We start from the raw sequence: 19,704 nt of genomic DNA, 5'->3' as shown, positions 1-19,704 counted from the left end.
GGTGACGTCCACCGGTGGGCCCGCGACCAGCCGACCGTCGGTCTGAGCCGTCGCCTCGCTCGTCGTCCGGTCGCTGACGCTGGTGTCGGTGTTGGTACTCGTGCTGGTCCGGTCGGTGCCAGGTGATTCGGCGACCGGCGCACTCCGGCCTTCCGGCCCGCCTCTCTGGTCGTTGGTGGCGGTGCCACCATCCCCGACGCCGTCGCTGACGGCGGGGGTGCCGTCCGGGGTCGTGGCCGCCGCGTCTGCGGGGACGCCGACCGGGTTCCCGGTGGAGCCGTCGACGCGCGACGGGTCGGCGGCCGTGGCTGCGTCCCCGGTCGGTGCACCGCCATCCACTGCCGGTGTACCGGAACCATCGCTCGTCGGCGCTGCCGAACCGTCCGCCGAGGGAGGCGCGAGGCTGATCGATCCCGCTCCGCTGTCGGGGACCGTGCCGGTGCCGTTCTGCGTCGTGCCGCCGCCCGAGTCGGTCGTCCCGGCCCCGGAGGTACCGCCCGCTCCGTTGGAACTGCCGGCACCGTCCGAACCGGATCCGCCGACGCTCGCCCCGGAGTTGCCACCGGAGGCGGCCGAGCCGCCGTCCGATGCCGAGCCCGTGCCGCCACCGGTCGAGCCGGCACCCGACGTGGTGCCGCCACCGGTCGAACCGGCACCCGACGTGGAGCCACCGCCGGTCGAGCCGGCACCAGCGCCGTTGGTGCCGCCGCCGAGATCACCGAGCCCGTTCGCACCTCCGACACCCAGGCCCGGATCGATCCCGCCCGCGGCGGGGCCAGCGCCGGGAGCGACGCCGATCCCGCCGAGACCCCAGTTGGTGACCCGAGCACCCAAATTGCCGGCGGCGCCGCCGGCAATCGTCGCCCCGGTACGACCGGCACCGCTGGCAAAGCCGCCAAGGAACGCGTCCGCACCCGGCATGGCCCACTGCCCGTTGATCGTGCCGTTGGCGAGCACACTGGCTGCCGGCGAGATGACGGCGTTCTGGGCACCGGAGGCGAGACTCGTGCTGCCCCAGCGAACCATGCCGCTGCCCCGGAAGGAGAGCTGGGACGGGCTGAACGAGAACGGCATGCGGGGTGCCGCCCGCCGGCCGGCCCAACTCATGCCGGTGCCGAGCACCGCACCGTACGCACCACCCACGCCAGCGGTGAGGGTCCGGTTGCCGTCCCACTGTCGCCGCTCGCCGGTGTGCATCTGGTACGCCTGGGCACCGACGTCGATGATCAGTTCCTCGCCGATCTCCTCCACCAACTCACGGCCGAGGCGATTGAGGCCCTGCCGGAAGCCCTGGCTCGTGGCCATCTGGCCGATCCGCGTGCCAGCCAGCCGCAGCGCGGCCCGCATTCCCGCCCGGGTCAGCAGTTGCCGACCCAGCTGAGCGATCAACCGTCGGAAGGCGATCGTCACCGCCTGCCGGCCGCCAGCCAGGATGCCCGGGATGGCCCCGGCGGACACCCCACCCAACCAGGCCATCAGGAGCGCGACGAAGACCGCGATGACGGTGATGATGACCGCGATCAGCACGGTCAGCTTCGCGTACTCGATTTCGAGAGCAGCCTGGTCACAGCCGGCGGCGTAGGCGGCGGAGATCTCCTGGATCAGCGGCAGGCCGGTGTTCGGATCCACACCGATCTGATTCCATAACCCGCCGAACGCCTCGCCGGCACCGCCGCCCCAGCTCTGCAGGATCTTCATGACCGCCGGATCGGCCTGGCCAAGCGACTCGCTGACCGCATCGGCCAACGCCTGCCACGCGTCGGCCAACTCCCGCATCCGGTCCTCGTCGCCGCTGGGCCACGCCTCTCCGGCGCTCACCCAGCAGATGGCGTCCCAGACCCACGCGTACTCGCCCAGCGAGTTCCTGGGATTGGGTATCGCCACCCCGAACGCCCCTCTGTTCGATGTCGACCCGTAGCGGGCGAACTGCTACTTGTCGTCTCCGCCGAACAGCGTCTTGACCATGTCGTCGGTGTCGACGGTCCCCTCGACCGCCCCCTTGACCGTGGGGCCCAGCACCTCGACCAGCGGCACCAGATCCGCGGCGAGGTCGAGGACCCGTTGCGCCGGCTGATCGTCGCCGCCGAGGTAGTTCTTGTTGAACTCGTTGCCCGGCTCGTCGTCGCCCCAGGGCCGGTCTCCGTTCAGGGTCCCGATGGTCGCCGCGAGGTTCTGCCAGGTTGTGGCGAGCCGAGCACCGGCCGCGCCGAGTTCGTTGGCGCCCTCCAGGGCAGCGTCGGGCTTGACGAAGGTCTCGCGCAGCTCGCTCATCGTCTCTCCTCCCCGGGCAGATCGCTGTCCAACTGACGGAAGATGCCGTCGAGATCGTGGTCGATGTAGGCCTGGAACTGGCTGTCCGGTACGAACGGTCGGACCAGCTTCTCGACCTCGGCCATCGCCTGCTCGGTCGCCCGCCGGATCGTCTCGGTGACCGTGGCGGAAAGCTCCTTCGAGTTGGGCCGGCGGTAGATCCGCGGATCGAACTCGACCTTCGTCACCTGGCCACGAGGACCGACCGTCACGGTGACCAGGCCGTCTTCGGAGGTGAAGGTCGCCTTTACCGTCTTGAGCTGTTGTTGCAGGTCGCCGACGCCGGAGCGCATCCGCTCGAACTGTGCCATCAGCTCGTCGGCACGGGCGCGCAGCGCCTGTACGTCCATGGCGTGTTCCTCCCCGCGCAGGTCCCGTCCGCCGCCAACGCCCGAGCGTGACGACTCGACCATACTGAATGGGCACGACATCGGCGTGCCCGGTCTGGAGGCCGCCCGCCGCTAGGATGCAGCGGGACCGGTTGACGGGAGGCGTGCAGACATGTTCCGGAACCGTCCTTTGGCGACGTTCGCACTGGTGGGAACGCTGTTGGCCACGGCTGTGACACTTCCCGTCGCGAGCCAGGCGGCTGCCGCACCGGCGATTTGCGATAATCCGAGCGATCCGGGAGAGGTCAATACCGAGACGCCCTGGCATCAGCGGTGGCTCGCCCCGCAGCGGGTGTGGCCGTTCAGCACCGGCGCGGGAGTGCGGGTCGCGGTCGTCGACTCCGGCACCGACAGCAGTCACCCCCAGTTGGCCGGTCGGGTGGCCACCGGCTTCGACGCCCTGCGCGACGCCCCTGGCGGCGACGTGGACTGTGTGTCCCACGGCACCGCGGTGGCCAGCATTATCGCCGCTCGCCGCCAGGACGGAGTGGGCTTCCACGGTCTGGCGCCCGATGTCACGATCGTGCCGATCCGGGTCAGTGAACGCAACGCCAACGAGGGCCCGGGCGCTGGCGGTGACACCGTCACCGGGGCCGTCTTCGCGCAGGCCATCCGGCACGCGGTCGACGATGGTGCCGATGTGATCAACCTGTCGGTGACGCTGTACCAGCCGGCCCCGGACGTGGAGCAGGCCGTCCGCTACGCGCTGGAGAAGGACGTCGTGCTCGTCGCCGCCGCCGGCAACCAGCATCAGGACGGTGCCCGTCCCGATCCGGTGCCCTACCCCGCGGCCTACGACGGCGTGATCGGCGTGGGCGCCGTCGACCAGTACGGTGCCCGGATCCGGCAGTCCCAGATCGGGCCGTACGTGGACATCGTCGCGCCGGGCGGCGCGGTGGTGGCGGCTACCAGGCTGGTCGGGCACAACACCTATGACGGCACGAGTTTCGCCGCCCCGATGGTGAGTGCGACCGCCGCACTGATCCGCGCGGCGGAGCCGAACCTGTCGGCCCGGGAAGTCACCAGACGGCTACTGGCCACCGCCGATCCGGCCCGGGGCGACGCCACACGCGGCTACGGCAGCGGCGTGGTCAACCCGTACCGGGCCGTCACCGAACGACTTACCACCGGAGCACCGGTGACCCAACCGCCGCTGCCCGACGTGCCGTACGACGCAGCGGCGCAGGCTCGCGCGGAGCGCTGGGCGGTCTTCGGTCGGCTGGCCCTCTGGATCGGCCTCGCGCTCGCGACGGTCGCGGTTGGAGTCGCGGTGCTGGCCGCGCTGCTGCCGCGTGGCCGTCGCACCCGGTGGCGGCCCACCCGCCCGTCGGCACCGCCCCCGACCGAGCCGGAGATCGACGAGCCCGAGGAAATCTTCTTCCGGGTACCAAGTTCGATGCCGCGCGGTTGAGTGCGAAGTCGGCGCCGGTGATCGGACGGCGAGCACTGCATGCGGCGTAGACGGCGATGGCCCGGCGCGGGCCGGGCCATCGGTGCTGCGGTCTGGGTTTCAGCCGCCGAACTTCGCGCGGTTCGCGGCCTCACGGGCCTGCATCTTCGCGGCCGACTCGCGTAGCGCCTTCTCGATCCGACCGAGCAGGTCACGAAGGTCGTTGGCGGCCGACTCCCACTCGTTCTGCCGCTGGAAGTACGCCTCGCGGGCGTCACCGTCCCAGGTGGCCAGCAGCGGTGCGATGCCGGACTTGAGCCCGTCCAGCTCCCCGGTCATGTTCCGGACCGCACCACTGCAACTGTCCGCTGCGGCGTTCAGCCCGGCGAAGTTGTACCGAATCTCCGTCATGAGTCTTCTCCCCCCGTCAGAGCTTCAGCGCCGCGGTGATCTGGCCGGCGGTGGCACCCGCGCTGTCCATGTCGGACCGGATCTCCTCGTCACTGACGTCGTAGTCCTTACCGGCAGACCCGACCGCCTCGGCGATCGCCCGCAGCGCGACGTTGAGCCGGGCCATGTCCTGGTCGAACCGCTCACGCACCTGGTGGAAGGAACCGGCGCCAGCGCCCTTCCACTGGTCGTACAGCGGCGCGAGCTGGTCCATCAGCGAGTTGAGGTTGCCGGTGAGCCGATCGGCGACGGCATCGACGTCACCTTCGGTCTTCAGCATCAAGCCGGTGTCGGTGTTCATCGACATGGCGGAAGTCACCCCCGTCCTCAATTGATCGCCCCGATTCACCGGGGCGTCCTGTCAGTCGGTGCTCGCGCACCATCGTCGTACGAACGGTAACGGGTCGTGTCCAGCCCGCGCTAGACCGTGGCTCGTCCCGCATTTCCATTGTGGCTGGTCAGATCACTCCGGGTCGAGCGTGAGTTTGGCCGTCGTCGGGTCCAGCACCGGCCCCGTAGGCAGGCGGACCACCAGGCTGGCGGGCAGCCGTACCGGTTGCACTTCCGAGTAGCCGAGAATGGCGGGTACGCCCTCGGAAGCCAGCGGGTAGCGGTGCCCCAGGTCGGTGACCAGGTTCAGGGTGCCCGTCTCCTGGTCAGGGGAGGAGACCGCGACGACCAGGACGCCGTGACCCGGCTCGATGACGACCCGGTCGGCCAGCGGGATCCCGTCACCGGTCTGTTCGCCGGTGCGTACCGGCTCACGCACCGGTTGCACCTGCGCGTCGAGCAGCAGGGTCGGCTCATCGGCGCCCGGTTGGTAGGCCGCGCAGATCGCCGGCTGGTCGCCGGCCAACCGGGCGATCTCCGGCCGCTGCTCGGGCGCGCGATGCCGTCCTTGGGCCGGCGCGGCTGCCTTGGGCGCCGCGGCGGCGGTACCCGCGGCCAGTTCGATCGGGTAGGGCCTCGCCTCTCCCGGGTACGCCAACTGGGTCTCCCCGTCGGCCATCACCACGTCCGCCTGGACCGGAGTGATCGGCACCAGCCTCGTCCGTTCGGCGAGGTAGTACTGGCGGCTGCCGCCCTGGCTCTCCACCACGAAGACCTGACCGACCCGGGCGTCCGGCAACGCCGTCGAGGGTGTCCCCCGGTCGGCCACCCGTCGAGGCGCGATCGGCTCTCCGGCGGGCAAGGCGTTCAGCCACGCCCCACCCACCTCCACCACCGGCTCGGCGCTCATGGTGAGACCCTCCAACACGACCTTCTCGCTGCGGATCTCGTACCGATGGTCGTGCCAGACCAGATGCAGCCGGTCTGTCTTGCGGTCGCGCACCAGCAGCGCGCTGTCACCCGGTTCCCGCCCGCCGCCGGGTGCCCGCCCGACGGTGAGCACGGTGGTGGCGACGATACCGCCGGCCGCGTTACGCGCCGGCTGGGTGCAGAGAGTCCAGGGTCCGTCCAGGATGCGGCCGGCCGGGGGCAGCGCATCCGGGGCGAACGGAATGCCGATGCGCGGGCCACGCGGGGTGCCGACGAGTGAATTGCGGGAAACCGAGATGGTCGGTGCCGCAGTCTCCATGGCCAGCAGGGCGGACGCGTAGTTGAGCACCGGATGCAGCCGCCCCTCCCGGTACAGGTAACGGGTGCCGGTCTCCTTTTCCAGGATGACCGCGCCACCCTCCTTCCACTTGGTCGCGCCGCCGGGACGCAGCAGGCCGTACACCCCCACCGCGGCCAGGCAGAGTACGGCCACCATGATGCTGGCGAAGCCGGCACCACCCAGCCGGCGGAACGGTGCCGCCTCCGGATCGGGCTCGCGCGCCACCAGCGCGGAGGTCATCCGCTGGACGAAGAACTGGTACGACTGAACCTGGTCCCGCCGCGACGGCATGGCACCCCTTCCCTGGCGTACGCCGGCACGGTCACGAACTCCGGACCGCGGTGCCTACCATAGGCACGGCGTCGAGCCGGCCGGTGCCCGCATCCGGCGTCGGCCGGCGGAACCGACGACGGCAGCCCGAGGAGTCCTTCGATGATCAGCCGCGACGAGGCCTTGGCCATCGCCCGCGAATGGGCAAGTGCGGGCAAGCCGGGGCCCGCTCCCGAAGTGGATCTGTACGAGTTCGACCTCGGCTACGTCGTCTGGCGCGTCCTCCCGGAAACGGCCGTCGTCGACGGTGTGCCCATGCCGCCACCGTCGACGGGGTATCCCCGAGCGGTCATCGACCGCGAAACCGGCGAGTTGTCCCAGTGGCCGTCACTGTCCGCGCAAATGGTGGCCGAAGAGTACACCCTCTACCGGGCAGCCGAGGGACGCTTTCCTCCTGACGTGCGACGAGTGCTGGACCGGGCGGGCTGGTTTCCCGGTCGTGACTTCAGCGCCGGGGTGAACCACTGGATGGTCCGCTTCGCCGACGAACTGGCCGGTCTGGACTGCCCACCGGTCGCACGCGCCGCACTGGTGGAATTCGGCGGCCTCCAGCTGCCTCAGTTCGGCCGCAGCGGCCGCTTGGGCGGCGGCTTCATGAGCTTCATCCATCCCACGCTAGGCGGAGTGGTCACGGAGGCGGCCCGCGACTTCGCTGAGGAGTTCGACAACCCCGTCTACCCGATCGGCAACAACGAGGACGGGCCGTCCGAACTTGTCGCCGACGCGCAGGGGCGGGTCTTCATGCTGCACTGGGCCGACGACTTCTTCGTCGGCCCGGACATCGACTCCGCCATTGTCAAATTGATCCGAGGCGGCCCGATGTCCGAGGCCAGCGACCGCGACTGGTGACGGAGGCGTCAGCCGTTGATGGCGCGCATGAACGCGTACAGGCCGAGCACGCTGCACGCGACCGGTACCACGGCCAACTGCAGCAGGATGTCGAACATGTCGCCGAGCCGGGCCAGTCGGGGCGACGGGGCACGCCGGCTGTAGGCGAGCCCGGCGGCGGCCGACAGCCCGGCCGCGACCAGGGCCACCGGCAGCACGGCCAGGACCCGGGCCCCGGTCGACGCGTCGGCCGCACCGACCAGAGGCAGCAGACCCAGACCCACCATGCCGACGGCCAGCATCGGCACCCGGTGCCGGACCGTGGACACCAGTCGGGCCCGCAGCAGGTAGCCCAGCGAGATGATTCCGGCGAGCAGCAGCGCGGAGAGCGTGCCGGTCGCAGTGAGCACGATCAGGCCGGCGATGGTGACGACGAAGGCCCCGAAGACCATGCCGGTGAAGACCTCGTCGGCCCGGGCGGTGGCCTGGTAGATGACTTCGCGCTTGGGCTGCGGCTCGTCGCGCAGCAGGTCCGCGGCGGTACGCGGCAACGCCGGCATCGGCATCTTTCCGAGTCGCACGGAGAGCAGCGGCATGGCCGGTAGCAGCAACGCCACCGCACCTACGACGATCGCAGTGCCCTGTGCGGCGTCCATCGAACCGAGAGCGATCAACCCGCCGACCATGCCCCAGAAGCCGACGAAGACCGCGGCCACGAAAACCCTCGTCGCATCGCCGACCCCGAGCAGCCCGAGCAGCCCGGAGAGCAGCAGCACAGCGGAGCCGAGCAGCACGTGCGGGGCGCCCAGCGTCCAGACCGACTCGCCGGTGCCGATCACCAGCACACCGCCGACGAAGGCATAGGGCAGGCCGGCGGCGGCGACCACGGCTCCGGCGAGGGAGTCGGCCATCGCCCGGGAGAGCACGATCCCGCAGACCAGCAGCAGACCTGCCGCACCGAGGGCGACCGCACCACCGAGCCAGCCGGGCTCCTCGGATGTCACGATCACGACGAGGCCGAGCAGCAGCAGCACGCCGGCCACGATCAGACCGGTCAGCCGGGTCGCGAACGGGCTCCAGACCACCCCGCGTCGTCGGGCACCGTCGGCGACGGCCTCCATCAGGTCGTCGTACGCCAACTCCGGCCACTCGGTGCGCCGCGGCACCAGGTGCAGCGTCTCGCCGTCACGGACGTTCTGTGCGGCCAGCGTACGGGTCAGGTCGACCGGGTTGCCGTCGCTGCGCCGCAGCATCCAGCCTCCGTGGCTGGTGCCGTCCGACGGTTCCTCGTCGGCCTGTCGAAGCACGGCGGGTAGCAGCCCGACCAGCGGCAGGTGCTCGGGCAGGGCGAGATCCAACCGTCGGTTGGGGGCGACTACGGCGATGCGCGCGAGTCCGGTTCCGGCCTGGGTGACCACTAACGACCCCTCGGTACGAGGAGCGGGCCGACGGCCCGCGGCTGTCCTGACGGGCAAAGGCTACCTACCATGTGCCGGTGACGCGGGGGGCGGTTCACCGCGGCGCACCAGACCCAGGAGAGGCGACGGAGGTCTGTCACGTGAGCACGGTGGTCGTCAAGCGACCCGCCCGCCAGCCGGAGCCGGAGTATCCCTCCGGCGAGGTGCTGCTGGATGCGCCGCCCGAGGTACCCGCACCGAGCGGTAAGGCGTGGGGGCAGATGCTGATGCTGCTGCCGATGCTCGCCGGCTCGTTCGCGATGGCCCTGATGTTCGCCGGCCGAGGCGGGTCGACCCTCGGCTACGTCACCGGTGGCCTGTTCGGACTCTCCGCCATCGGGATGCTCGGGTCACAGTTGGCCAACAACTCGGGCGGACCGGGCAAGCAGGAGATGCTGCAGAAACGCCGCGAGTACATGACGCATCTGTCCCGTCAACGGCGTCGCGTGCTCAAGACGATCCGTAAGCAGCGGGAGGCGGCGTTCTACCGGCACCCGGACCCGGACGTCCTCTGGTCCCTGCCGATGGGGCCCCGACTGTGGGAGCGTCGGCGCGGCGACGTGGACTTCGCCACCGTACGCATCGGCCTCGGGCCGCAGGAGTTGGCGACGCCGCTGGTGCCGCCACCGGCCACGTCGTTGGAGAAGCTGGAGCCGATGTGCGCGCTCGCGCTGCGCCGGTTCCTCACCACCTACGGCGAGGTGCCCGATCTGCCGGTGACCATGGCGCTGAACGGATTCGCCCGGGTGCATCTGCGCGGCGACACCGCGGCAGCCCGGGGCATGGTCCGGGCGGTGCTCGCCCAGGCCACCGCCTTCCACGCGCCCGACGACATGCTCGTCGCGATCTGCGTGGCACCGGACCGACGGGCCGACTGGGAGTGGACGAAGTGGCTGCCGCATGCCCTGCACCCGTCGCGCACCGACGCACTCGGTCAGTTGCGCCTGGTGGCACCCTCGGTGACCGGTCTGGAGGCGATGCTCGACGACGTGCTGGCCAGCCGGCCCCGGTTCAACGCCAGCGGCGGTACGCCGCAGGTCGCCGGGCCGCACGTGCTGGTGGTCATCGACGGTGGCGACACCGCCGGGTCGGATCACCTGATGACCGATGGCGGCGTGGAGGGTGTCACCCTGCTCGACCTGTCCACTCCGGCACCTCGCCTGCTCGATCGGGCGCGGCTGGTGCTGGAGGTGTCGGCGGAGCGTCGGTTGCACAGCATCACGGTGGATGGTCCGGCCGAGATCGGCCGGGCCGACGACTGCCGGGTGGTCGAGCTTGAGGCGTTGGCCATGCAACTGGCCCCGCTCCGCCTCTCCGCCGCCTCTCGGGGTAGCGGCGATACGCCCCTCACCACGGAGCTGGGCCTGGCCGAACTGCTCGACATCGGCGATCCCTACGAGTTCGACGTGGACCGGGCGTGGCAGCCGCGGCCGAACCGCGACAAGCTGCGGGTGCCGATCGGGGTGGGTGCCGACGGCGGGCCGGTGGAACTGGACCTGAAGGAGTCGGCGCAGGACGGCATGGGGCCGCACGGGCTGCTCATCGGCGCGACCGGCTCCGGCAAGTCGGAGCTGCTGCGCACCCTGGTGCTGGCGCTGGCGGCGACGCACTCCTCGGAGAGCCTCAACTTCGTGCTTGTCGACTTCAAGGGTGGTGCCACCTTCACCCGGCTGGACGGTCTGCCGCACACCAGCGCGGTGATCACCAACCTGGCCGACGAGCTGCCTCTGGTGGACCGGATGACCGACTCCATCAACGGCGAGTTGGTCCGTCGGCAGGAGTTGCTCCGGGCGGCCGGCAACTACGCCTCGCAGCGGGACTACGAGAAGGCCCGGGCGGCGGGCGCACCGCTGTCTCCGCTGCCGAGCCTGCTCATCATCTGTGACGAGTTCTCCGAGCTGCTGACCGCCAAGCCGGACTTCATCGACATGTTCGTGCAGATCGGCCGGGTCGGTCGCTCGCTCGGCGTGCACCTGCTGTTGGCGAGCCAGCGCCTGGAGGAGGGTCGGCTGCGGGGACTGGACACCCACCTGTCGTACCGGATCGGTCTGCGGACCTTCTCGGCGATGGAGTCCCGGGTGGTGCTGGGGGCCACCGACGCGTACGAGCTGCCCCGGTCGCCGGGTCACGGTTACCTGCGTTTCGGCACCGAGCCGCTGGTGCGGTTCAAGGCCGCGTACGTCTCCGGCACCTACCGCAGCAAGACGGCGGCGGCGGTCGCGGCCGGCGACGGCGAGGATCGGGTACGCGAGTACACCACCGCCTACGTCGCCCCGCCGGTGACCCGTGCTCCCAAGGAGGAGACCGCACCGGAACCGACCGACGGTATGGGCGAGAGTGTGCTGGACATCCTGGTGGGTCGACTCGCCGGGCGAGGCAAGCCCGCGCACCAGGTGTGGCTTCCTCCGCTGGCCGAGCCGCCGACGCTGGACCAGCTGCTACCTCCGATGACCGCGGATCCCGCCCGTGGCATCACCGTCGCGCACGCCGGCCTGCTCGGCGAGTTGCAGGTGGCGGTCGGCATCGTCGACAAGCCCTTCGACCAGCGTCGAGACGTGCTCTGGTTCGACCTGGCCGGTTCGGCCGGCCACGCGGTCATCGTCGGCGGCCCGCAGAGCGGCAAGAGCACCCTGCTGCGGACGGTTGTCACCGCCCTGGCGCTGACGCACACTCCGCGCGAGGCCCAGGTCTACTGCCTCGATCTGGGCAGCAGTGCCCTGTCGTCGCTGCGTGACCTGCCGCATGTGGGCTCGGTGGCGACCCGCCTCGACTCCGGCCTGGTCCGGCGTACCGTGGCCGAGCTGCAACTGCTGATGGGTGAGCGGGAGCGGCGGTTCGCCGAGCGCGGGGTGGACTCGATGGCCGAGTACCGGCGGGCGCGCCGACACGGCCAGCACGACGACGACCCGTTCGGCGACGTGTTCCTGGTCATCGACGGTTGGGCGACGCTGCGGGCGGAGTTCGAGGACCTGGAACCGACGATCAACGACATCGCCAACCGGGGGCTGTCCTTCGGTATCCATCTGGTCGTGACCGCGAGTCGTTGGATGGATCTGCGACCGGCTGTCCGGGACGTCTTCGGCACCCGGCTGGAGTTGCGCCTGGCTGACGCCGGTGACTCCAACCTGGACCGGCGGGCGGCGATGAACGTGCCGGAGAAGTCACCGGGTCGAGGCATCACCCCGGACGGGCAACAGTTCCTGGCGGCGCTACCACGAGCGGACAGCGCGCAGGAGGCGGAGACTCTGCCCGAGGGCGCGCGGAAGCTGGTCACCGATCTGGCCGCCGCGTGGCAGGGGCCGGGCGCACCGCCGATCCGGTTGCTGCCGCCCGTGGTGCCGTACGGCAGCCTGCCGAACACCGGCCGCCCGGGAATCCCCATCGGTATCGCCGAGGTGGACCTTCAGCCGGTGCAGGTGGACTTCGCCGCCGACCCGCACTTCATCCTGTTCGGTGACGGCGAGTCGGGCAAGAGCACCTTCCTGCGGGCGCTGGCGCAGACCATCGTCGACCGCAACGAGCTGACCGAGGCTCGGCTCGTCATCGTCGACTACCGGCGCAGTTTGCTCGGCGACATCGACACGCCGCACCTGATCGGGTACGGCTCGACCGCGCAGGTCACCGAGAGCATCATCGCTGAGGTGGCCGCGGTGATGCGCGACCGGCTACCACCACCGGACATCAACGCCGAACGGCTGCGGGCACGCGACTGGTGGAAGGGTCCCGACCTGTACGTGCTGGTCGACGACTACGACCTGGTGGCCGGTGCGGGCAGCAATCCGCTGACGCCGCTGCTGGAGTTCCTGCCCCAGGCTCGGGACATCGGCCTGCACGTGGTCATCGCCCGGCGTACCGGCGGCGCCAGTCGGGCGCTCTACGAGCCGGTGCTGATGCGGCTGCGGGAGATCAGCACGCCGGGCATCGTGATGTCCGGCAACCGCGACGAGGGGGTCCTGCTCGGCACCGTCCGGCCCGGGCCGCTGCCACCGGGCCGGGGCTGGCTGGTGTCCCGGCGTGGTGGTACCCGGTTGGTGCAGCTGGTGCACCTTCCGCCACGCTCTTGAGCCCGGTACGGGGTTGCCCGATTGGGCTACTGTCGGCCAGAGTGGATTCACGGTGCGCGGCTGCATGACCCCCGACTTGTCGGAGAAGGAAGCAGCCGCGCCGGCATCGTGTGAGCGAACGGGGGAGGGAACATGGGCGACGAGTGGCTCGTCGACGAACAGATCGACGTCGACATCCAGCAGCTGAAGGATTTCGCGCTGGCCATCCAGAAGGAAATGGAGACCAACTTCCAGCCCAGCTTCGACAACGGCCTGCGTCCCATGCTCACGGTGCAGGCACCGTTCGGCGGCGGTGGGATGAAGGAGGCGGCGTTCTTCCGGGGCCGGCACGACGAGAGCCGGATGGCGATTTCCCATCTGATGGGCGACGTGATGAAGGGGCTCACCGCCCTGAGCATGGCCGCCATGTCCATCTCGGCCGAGTACCTGACCGGGGACGCGCTGGCCCAGGCCACCAACGAGGACGTCTACAACGCGTTCTCCGCCGTCGACGGTCAGGACACGCTCAGCGGCCGGTGGCAGGAGGGCACGGAGAACCCGGCGGACTCGGTGCCGGAGTCGGCCCTGAACCCGGCGCCGATGAATCCCTACTACGGCCTGGACTCCTGCCCGACGGGTGAGCAGCGCGAGGAGACTCCGGCGTGGGCGCAGTCGGAGGTCGTCGGTGAGGGCTCCGGCAGTTACGTGATCCACGGTGACGGCGAACGCATGCACGGCGAAGATCTCCGGCTGGATCAGTCGGATCTCCGGTGACGGTGGCACAGGCGAGGCCCGAGGAGCGGGGATGAGCGACGACTACTACGGCTGGCAGCCGGTCAGCTACCCGATGTACGCCGGCGTGTCGGACGACTACGCGGCCGAGCGGGCCGCCGGGGCCACGCCGTACGAGCCAACGGCGTGGGATTCGGTGAACATCGAGCATATGTGGGAGTACGTCCGCAAGGAGAGTGACGAGCGGACGACGGCACTCGCCGACATGTGGCGGCGGGCGGCGAGCCTGCTGCAGACCACGCGGGACAATCTCAAGCGTCACGCCGACTCCCTGGACGCCCGCTGGCAGTCGCCCGCGGCACGGGTCTTCATGTCCCGCGTGGGCGCCACGCTCCACTCACTCGACGAGTGGAAGAACGTGGCCAGCGACAACGCCACCGGCCTGGACCAGCTCGCCAGCAAGATCGAGACTGCCCAGCGGGAGATGAAGACGCTCTGGCAGGAGTACCAGGCCGAGCAGACCCGGCAGGGGGAACGCCGCTCGAACGACGAGGGCTTCCAGGCATCCGACATGATCGACTGGCTCCCCGGCGTCACCGGCAACGACGCCAAGTCGTACGAGGACGTCCAGAGCGAGTACCACCAGCGCGCCAAGAACATCGCCAAGCCGCTGGCCGACCTCTACATCGACGTCTACATCTCGAACATCTCCCGAGGCGGGAAGTTCAAGGGCCCGACGGACGCGGTCATCACCAGTCCGTCAAACGTGCCCGGCCCTGGGGCTCCGGGGGCACCACCGCCCGGTGCCCCTCCGAAGGGGGCCGCCCCGAACCGCCCGGCCATGCCCAACCGGCCGGATCTGCCGACCCGGCCCGATGGGGGCGACGCGCCGACCGGTGCGCCGCCACCGCCGCCACCGAACCTTCCGGAGGGCGTCGGTCTGGCCGGTGGCACCGCCGCACCGGTCGCCCCACCGCCGACCGCGCCGCCGGTGACCACCGCCCCCACCGCCCCCGTGACGCCCGGTCCGGTGGTGCCGCCGGTGGCACCGCCCGGGCCGCGACCGGGCAACCCCGGTCTGACCACACCGAATTCAGCGCGACCGAACGCACCACGGACCACCCTGCCGGGTGCGGGCGGTCCCGGCGCGCCCGGTGGCCGTGGGCCGGGGCCCAACCGGCCCACGTTGCCCGGTGCCGGTGGCCCGGGCAGCGGGTCCGGGGCACCGGGCGGTGGCCGGCGTGGTACGGCCCCGAACCGCCCGACCCTGCCCGGCAACACCGGCGCCGGCGCTCCCGGCGGTGGCCGGGGCCGGTCGGGTCTGGGCAGTCGGCCGGGCGCTTCGGCCACCCCACCGCCGTCGAGCCCGCGTCTGCCCGGCTCCACCGCCCGACCCGGTCAGCGCGGCACCACCCCCGGGCGTCCCGCCGCACCTCCGCCGAGCCTCGGCGGTCAGCGGGGTGCCACCCCGGGCGGGCCGCCCCGGGCCGGTTCGCCACTCAGCGGCAAACCCACGGCCGGCAAGCCGATGGCCGGCGGGAGCACCGCCGGTGCCCGGCCCGATCTGAGCGGACGCGCCGGTGCGGGCACCGGCCGACCCGCGCCGACCACCGGGCCGGCCCCCTCGCTGGGTGGCCGACGCGGCGGGCCGGCCACCCCGGCTCCGCGTAAGGGTGCGGCGCGCGACGGAGACCAGGAGACCTGGGAGTACGGCGACGGCGACGACGAGCTGTGGGTCACCGAGTCGTCAGCCGCCGGTGTCGTGGAGGCCCCGACGGAGCACCGCCCCCGGGAGCAGGGCAGGACGCTCGGCCAGAGCTGACCGCGTGCGGGCCGGTCACCCAACGCTGGGTGGCCGGCCCGTACCATGCAGTGACCGTCCGACCCCGGCCGTCCGGCTATGGCCCACAGAGGAAGGTAGACGGGCATGCGTGTCCTCGCCCGACCGGCAACGATCCTGGCGGTCGCAGCCGCGAGCGTACTGACATCCCTGTGGCTGCCTGCGGCACCCGCTATGGCCGATTCCATCAGGGACGACTCGTGGCATCTGAAGGCCCTGGAGATACCTGAGATGCACAAGATCACTCGGGGCGAGGGCGTCGTGGTGGCGGTGATCGACACCGGGGTGGACGCGAAGCACCAGGACCTCAAGGACAACGTCCTGCCCGGGGTCGACTTCTATGACGACGCCGCCAAGGGCCGGGTCGACCGAGCGGGCCACGGCACCGCCATGGCCTCGTTGATCGCCGGTCACGGGCACGGGCCGGGTAAGCGCGACGGCGTGCTCGGCATCGCACCGAAGGCCAAGATCCTCCCAATCACCATCATGAGCGAGCGAAGCCCGCTGATCCAGCCGACCGCCATCGCCGCCGCAATCAACTGGGCGGTCGACCACGGCGCCGACATCATCAACGTCTCACTGTCCAGCAGTTTCAACGACGAGCTGAACCGAGCCGTCGAGCGGGCCTACCAGCGAAACGTGATCGTGGTCGCGGCAGTCGGCAATCGTAAGGATTCGATCATCGCCAGCCCGGCCTCACACCAGAGCGCCATGGCTGTCAACGGCACCGACCGCACCGGCACGATCAGCGAGGAGGCCGCCCTACCCGCCGAGCAGGTCGACATCGCCGCACCGGGCGAGGACATCGTCTACGCCGTCCCCGGCAACAGGTACCACGTCGGGCTCGGCAGCAGCAACAGCACGGCCCTCGTCTCCGGCGCGCTGGCTTTGGTCAAGGCCGAATATCCGGACCTGAACGGCTACGAGATGTTCCAGCGCCTGCTGGAGACCACTCGTGATGAGGGCGAGCCCGGCCATGACCTGCACTACGGGTGGGGCGCACTCGACATCCGGCAGGCATTGACCGGCCAGCCGGACGGCAGGGGCACCCGTCCCACCGATCCTGCACCGGGCGATTACGGTCTGGAGCCGTGGCAGGCCGATCCCCGCGAGCGCGAGGACGGCATCGTGGTCTTCGTGTGGGCCGTGATCATCGCCGTGCTTCTGCTCATCGTCGGCGGGATCGTGGGCACCGTCATGCTGCTGCGGGGCCGCGCACGCCGACTTGAGGCGGAGTCGGCCGACGAGGATCCGCTGGAGGAGATGTCGGCAGCTTCCGGAGCTGTCGCGCCGGCGGCAGGGGGTCTCGCCACGCCTACCGGCAGCGCCGGTCAGCCCGCGGACAGAACCGACGACGCGGTCTGGCGGCGCCCGCCCGGCTGATCCGATCGCTCCCGAGGAGGAATCCATGTCGTCCGCCGCGCCAGCCGGCGAGTCCCCCAACCTCGGCCCAGCCCCGGGTACGCCTCCCGGCGGGCGCACGCCGACGCCACGCCGGCGACCGGTCGTCGTCACCCTCGCCGCCCTGCTGATGGTGCCCTCGATCGTCGTCTGGCTGATCGCCGGGTTCGCCTTCTTCCGGGCGATGCTGCGTACCGATGGCGACGGACTGGGCAAGTTCCTGGTGGTGGGCATCGGTGCGGGCGTACTGGCGATCGCGTTGCTGGTGGTGCTGCTCGCGTCACTGGGGATTCTGATGGCCTGGACGGGCGACAACGCGGCAGGGCTGGTCGTGCCGGCCGGATTCACCTTCGGGCTCTTCGTCGTCGTCATCGTCACGCTGCTGGCGCAGGGCAAGCTCAGTTATCACCCGACGATGGTCACGCCGCTGGTCGTGGGTGGGTTGGCCGGCGTGTCGCTCGTCCTGATCAAGAGCCCGCCCGCGCGGGCCTGGTTCGCCGGCCGCAGTCGCTGACGGACGGTAGGACGGTACGACGCGGTGGTTCAGCGCTCCGCGACCGTGGTCACAGCCGACCGCACCGACGTCGCCCGTGACCGCAGCACACCGTCGAGGGCGCTCCGACAAGCATCGCCACCGACCGGAGGCGGGACCGATCAGGCCGGGGACCAGCGGCGGCCGGTGGCGTCGAAGCGGGCCAGCAGTTCGTCTCGGCCGTCGGCGTGCAGGCAGTGCAGCTCGGTCCCGTCCGGTACGACAAGCGACTCCATTCGTGGCTGCCCCTGACCCCACTCCTCGGGCGTCGCCTCGCCGGGCGGCCAGCGCAGCACGGCCACCCACTCGTCCGACTCCTCGAACGGAGAGCCCTCACCGAGCAGGCCCAACCGTCGGTACAGCCGGATCGGCGTGTCCCGTCCCGGTCCGTGCCAGGCGTGCACCAGCCCGGCCGCCCGGTCGTACCCGTCGTCGAGGTAGGACGTCAGGTAGCGGTGCGGGATGACCAGTTGCAGCAGCAGCGGTGCGCTGGGATCGGGCCCGTCGTCGGCGGTGGATTCCGGTGCCGGGCGGGGCACCGGTACGCCCACCGTCGACGGGTCGGCGTACCGGGCCGTGTCGCGTCGTTGCTGCTCCTGGTCGGCCGCCTCCTGGATCACCTGTCGTAACTCGCCGAGCCAGTCGCGCAACGTCAGCAGCGCCTCGCCGGGCAGTGCCGCCGCCAGTGGGGTCTCCGGGTTGAGCAGCAGTTGCCAGGAGAGGTCCGGCCAGTGGTCGGTGAGCTGAAGGCTGCTGACCACCACCAGGTCACGCTCGCCGAGTGCCTGCCGCAGCCGGCCTTCGGAGCTGAACACGGGCAGGCTGGGCCGACCCTGCTCGTCGGGGACGGCCCACCACGGAAAGTCCGGGTCGGACAGGTCTCGCGTCGCCGAGCCCTCGGGGTCCACCGGCAGCACCAGTTCCGCCCGGAGCAGGGCGGACATCAGAGCGTTGGGGTCCTGTCGCCGGACCGCCTCGCGGAGCGGTCGCTCGGCCTCCACGATCGGTGCGGTCAGGGCCCGAAGCTCGTCAGCGGTCAGTCGTACGCCGATCGGCAATCCGGCGTCGATCGCCAGCATCCACCCGTCGTCGGGCCAGTCGACGGCGATGTCGACAAGTCCCGACACCCGGTAGTTCACCGACCGACCGGGCATCCCGGCGGCGATCGCGGCCGGCGAGGTGTACGCGAGCACGTGGGTGACACCCTCGTGGTGAGCCGTCGGCCACGCCACCGTCTCCCGTCCGGCCGCCGCAGCGGGCGACACGGGCAGCAGCAGCGGACCGGCGACGAGTTCGGTGAGGAAGCCTTCCCGGTCGTCGGCCTCGGCGGCGGCCAGCAGCGCGCGTTCGGTGGCCGTGCTGGGCTGCCAGCCGGTCACCAGGTGCCGTCCGCGCGTACCCGCTGGGGACGACGACCGAGCACCAGCGTGGTGAGCGCCTCGTCGAGATCCGCGCCGAGGAACCAGTCCCCGGTGTGGTCCAGCACGAACACCCGACCTTGCTGATCGAGCGCCAGGATCCCGGTGCCGTCGCCCTCCTCGCCCAGCGGGCTCAGTGGTGCGCCGATCGCCTCGGCCAGCTCGGCGAGGGTTTCCACCGAGTGCCGCACCAGGAACGGGTCGAGGTGGAATTCGCTCGGTACGACCTGCTCACCCTCCCCTTGCGGGCGCACCCGCAATCCGCCGAACTCGGCGTACGCCTCGATCGCCCGGGTCGTCACGGTGTGCTGACGACCGCCGGGCGTGGCGTGGGCGGCGATCCGCAGCCCCCACTCGCGGCCCCGGTTGTCGTCGGAGCGGTCGGGCGACCAGCCGGCGGCGGCGAGGGTCTGCGCCACCAGGGGCGGAAAGCGTTCGCTCATGTCAGCGCCTCCACACCGAACCAGTCCAGCAGGGCGGCGCAGGAGCGGCAGGGCGGCTGAACCTCGCCGTGGCGCGGGTCGCCCTCCTCCCGTACCCGGGTCACCCGGACTTTCGCGCCCCAGAGCAGCGCGCGGGACCGGGCGGCGTCGAGTGGTGGCCCGCCCGCCTCGGCCGCGTAGAGCCGGTCGGAGATCAGCACCGCCTCGGCGCACCATCCGGCGTAGCGCTCGCGCTGCTCGACAGGCAGCCCGTGCAGGAAACGCCGGACCACCGGATGCAGGTCAGGGACCAGATCGCCGCGTACCGAGGTGTGCGTGTGGACGGTGCCGTCGGCCAGCAGCGCACCGGCCGCCAGCGGCAGCATCCGCGGCTGCGCCATCCGTCCTCCCGGGTGTCGAAAGGGGATCACCGGCGAGGTTTCGCCCGCCCCGCACGCGAGCCTAGCCGTCGTCGCCGTGCCGGCGGGTGGGACGTGTGGGCACCGACGGCATCGAGGGGCTCACACCACCTCGACCGGCTGGGATATCGTCGGTCCCGCCC

The 19,704-nt window shown here is 71.1% G+C and carries 16 protein-coding genes; 7 read left to right on the top strand and 9 right to left on the bottom strand.

Translation table 11 applies throughout. The features are described from left to right. Positions 1-1,929: 1,929 nt before the first annotated feature. Together AB0J93_RS28540 and AB0J93_RS28535 are read right to left on the bottom strand one after the other, a co-directional pair. On the bottom strand, positions 1,930-2,271 hold the full coding sequence (locus AB0J93_RS28540; protein ID WP_357589290.1) for a hypothetical protein: 342 nt from the start codon (positions 2,269-2,271) through the stop codon (positions 1,930-1,932). After that, positions 2,268-2,660 carry a YbaB/EbfC family nucleoid-associated protein gene (locus tag AB0J93_RS28535; protein WP_363925434.1) on the bottom strand — a complete coding sequence of 131 codons (393 nt, stop codon included), beginning with the start codon at positions 2,658-2,660 and terminating at the stop codon, positions 2,268-2,270. The genes AB0J93_RS28540 and AB0J93_RS28535 overlap by 4 nt, the downstream gene beginning before the upstream one ends. Positions 2,661-2,811: 151 nt before the next feature. Between AB0J93_RS28535 and mycP (AB0J93_RS28530) the strand changes: the two genes are divergently transcribed. Further along, the gene (gene mycP / locus AB0J93_RS28530) at positions 2,812-4,110 is read left to right on the top strand and encodes a type VII secretion-associated serine protease mycosin (RefSeq protein ID WP_363925433.1); all 1,299 of its coding nucleotides are present in this window, start codon (positions 2,812-2,814) and stop codon (positions 4,108-4,110) included. A gap of 99 nt (positions 4,111-4,209) precedes the next feature. Here mycP (AB0J93_RS28530) and AB0J93_RS28525 read toward each other — a convergent pair whose 3' ends face one another. From AB0J93_RS28525 to eccB, 3 genes are all read right to left on the bottom strand, one after another. After that, positions 4,210-4,500, bottom strand: a complete 291-nt coding sequence (locus AB0J93_RS28525) for a WXG100 family type VII secretion target (protein WP_363925431.1) — start codon at positions 4,498-4,500, stop codon at positions 4,210-4,212. Between the two features lie 16 nt (positions 4,501-4,516). Further along, entirely contained in the window at positions 4,517-4,846 is a 330-nt protein-coding gene (locus AB0J93_RS28520) for a WXG100 family type VII secretion target (RefSeq protein WP_363925430.1), read from the bottom strand. 156 nt (positions 4,847-5,002) lie between these two features. Further along, positions 5,003-6,430, bottom strand: a complete 1,428-nt coding sequence (eccB, locus tag AB0J93_RS28515) for a type VII secretion protein EccB (protein ID WP_363925429.1) — start codon at positions 6,428-6,430, stop codon at positions 5,003-5,005. Between the two features lie 141 nt (positions 6,431-6,571). Here eccB and AB0J93_RS28510 point away from each other — a divergent pair, with 141 nt between their 5' ends. After that, the gene (locus AB0J93_RS28510; RefSeq protein WP_363925428.1) at positions 6,572-7,318 is read left to right on the top strand and encodes an SUKH-3 domain-containing protein; all 747 of its coding nucleotides are present in this window, start codon (positions 6,572-6,574) and stop codon (positions 7,316-7,318) included. A gap of 8 nt (positions 7,319-7,326) precedes the next feature. Here AB0J93_RS28510 and eccD read toward each other — a convergent pair whose 3' ends face one another. Beyond that, positions 7,327-8,715 (bottom strand): type VII secretion integral membrane protein EccD, encoded by a 1,389-nt coding sequence (gene eccD / locus AB0J93_RS28505; protein WP_363925427.1) that lies wholly within the window; start codon positions 8,713-8,715, stop codon positions 7,327-7,329. Positions 8,716-8,855: 140 nt separating this feature from the next. Between eccD and eccCa the strand changes: the two genes are divergently transcribed. The 5 genes from eccCa (at position 8,856) to AB0J93_RS28480 (ending at position 17,284) form a co-directional block, all read left to right on the top strand. Further along, positions 8,856-12,818, top strand: coding sequence for a type VII secretion protein EccCa (gene eccCa, locus AB0J93_RS28500; RefSeq protein ID WP_363925426.1), 3,963 nt, complete (start codon positions 8,856-8,858; stop codon positions 12,816-12,818). A 132-nt stretch (positions 12,819-12,950) separates the two neighbouring features. After that, positions 12,951-13,571 (top strand): hypothetical protein, encoded by a 621-nt coding sequence (locus tag AB0J93_RS28495; protein ID WP_363925425.1) that lies wholly within the window; start codon positions 12,951-12,953, stop codon positions 13,569-13,571. A gap of 31 nt (positions 13,572-13,602) precedes the next feature. After that, positions 13,603-15,351, top strand: coding sequence for a hypothetical protein (locus AB0J93_RS28490; protein WP_363925424.1), 1,749 nt, complete (start codon positions 13,603-13,605; stop codon positions 15,349-15,351). Positions 15,352-15,600: 249 nt separating this feature from the next. After that, entirely contained in the window at positions 15,601-16,752 is a 1,152-nt protein-coding gene (gene mycP / locus AB0J93_RS28485; protein ID WP_363925423.1) for a type VII secretion-associated serine protease mycosin, read from the top strand. 25 nt (positions 16,753-16,777) lie between these two features. Beyond that, positions 16,778-17,284, top strand: coding sequence for a hypothetical protein (locus tag AB0J93_RS28480; RefSeq protein ID WP_363925422.1), 507 nt, complete (start codon positions 16,778-16,780; stop codon positions 17,282-17,284). Between the two features lie 140 nt (positions 17,285-17,424). Here AB0J93_RS28480 and AB0J93_RS28475 read toward each other — a convergent pair whose 3' ends face one another. The 3 genes from AB0J93_RS28475 to AB0J93_RS28465 are packed head-to-tail and all read right to left on the bottom strand — an operon-like array spanning position 17,425 to position 19,543. Next, a complete protein-coding gene (locus AB0J93_RS28475) occupies positions 17,425-18,684 on the bottom strand; it encodes an SseB family protein (protein ID WP_363925440.1) in 1,260 nt (419 codons plus the stop codon). Continuing rightward, a complete protein-coding gene (locus AB0J93_RS28470; RefSeq protein WP_363925421.1) occupies positions 18,678-19,163 on the bottom strand; it encodes an SUKH-3 domain-containing protein in 486 nt (161 codons plus the stop codon). The genes AB0J93_RS28475 and AB0J93_RS28470 overlap by 7 nt, the downstream gene beginning before the upstream one ends. Continuing rightward, the gene (locus tag AB0J93_RS28465) at positions 19,160-19,543 is read right to left on the bottom strand and encodes a YwqJ-related putative deaminase (RefSeq protein ID WP_357589264.1); all 384 of its coding nucleotides are present in this window, start codon (positions 19,541-19,543) and stop codon (positions 19,160-19,162) included. Before AB0J93_RS28465 ends, AB0J93_RS28470 begins: the two co-directional genes overlap by 4 nt. Positions 19,544-19,704 lie beyond the last annotated feature (161 nt).

Source organism: Micromonospora sp. NPDC049374, assembly GCF_040677165.1.
Taxonomy (GTDB): domain Bacteria; phylum Actinomycetota; class Actinomycetes; order Mycobacteriales; family Micromonosporaceae; genus Micromonospora.
This window is presented reverse-complemented; position numbering and strand designations above follow the sequence as displayed.

Coding starts and splice junctions, on each gene's coding strand:
- AB0J93_RS28540 (WP_357589290.1), bottom strand. CDS start 2,271: ATGAGCGAGCTGCGCGAGACCTTCGTCAAGCCCGACGCTGCCCTGGAG.
- AB0J93_RS28535 (WP_363925434.1), bottom strand. CDS start 2,660: ATGGACGTACAGGCGCTGCGCGCCCGTGCCGACGAGCTGATGGCACAG.
- mycP (WP_363925433.1), top strand. CDS start 2,812: ATGTTCCGGAACCGTCCTTTGGCGACGTTCGCACTGGTGGGAACGCTG.
- AB0J93_RS28525 (WP_363925431.1), bottom strand. CDS start 4,500: ATGACGGAGATTCGGTACAACTTCGCCGGGCTGAACGCCGCAGCGGAC.
- AB0J93_RS28520 (WP_363925430.1), bottom strand. CDS start 4,846: ATGTCGATGAACACCGACACCGGCTTGATGCTGAAGACCGAAGGTGAC.
- eccB (WP_363925429.1), bottom strand. CDS start 6,430: ATGCCGTCGCGGCGGGACCAGGTTCAGTCGTACCAGTTCTTCGTCCAG.
- AB0J93_RS28510 (WP_363925428.1), top strand. CDS start 6,572: ATGATCAGCCGCGACGAGGCCTTGGCCATCGCCCGCGAATGGGCAAGT.
- AB0J93_RS28495 (WP_363925425.1), top strand. CDS start 12,951: ATGGGCGACGAGTGGCTCGTCGACGAACAGATCGACGTCGACATCCAG.
- AB0J93_RS28490 (WP_363925424.1), top strand. CDS start 13,603: ATGAGCGACGACTACTACGGCTGGCAGCCGGTCAGCTACCCGATGTAC.
- mycP (WP_363925423.1), top strand. CDS start 15,601: ATGCACAAGATCACTCGGGGCGAGGGCGTCGTGGTGGCGGTGATCGAC.
- AB0J93_RS28480 (WP_363925422.1), top strand. CDS start 16,778: ATGTCGTCCGCCGCGCCAGCCGGCGAGTCCCCCAACCTCGGCCCAGCC.
- AB0J93_RS28470 (WP_363925421.1), bottom strand. CDS start 19,163: ATGAGCGAACGCTTTCCGCCCCTGGTGGCGCAGACCCTCGCCGCCGCC.
- AB0J93_RS28465 (WP_357589264.1), bottom strand. CDS start 19,543: ATGGCGCAGCCGCGGATGCTGCCGCTGGCGGCCGGTGCGCTGCTGGCC.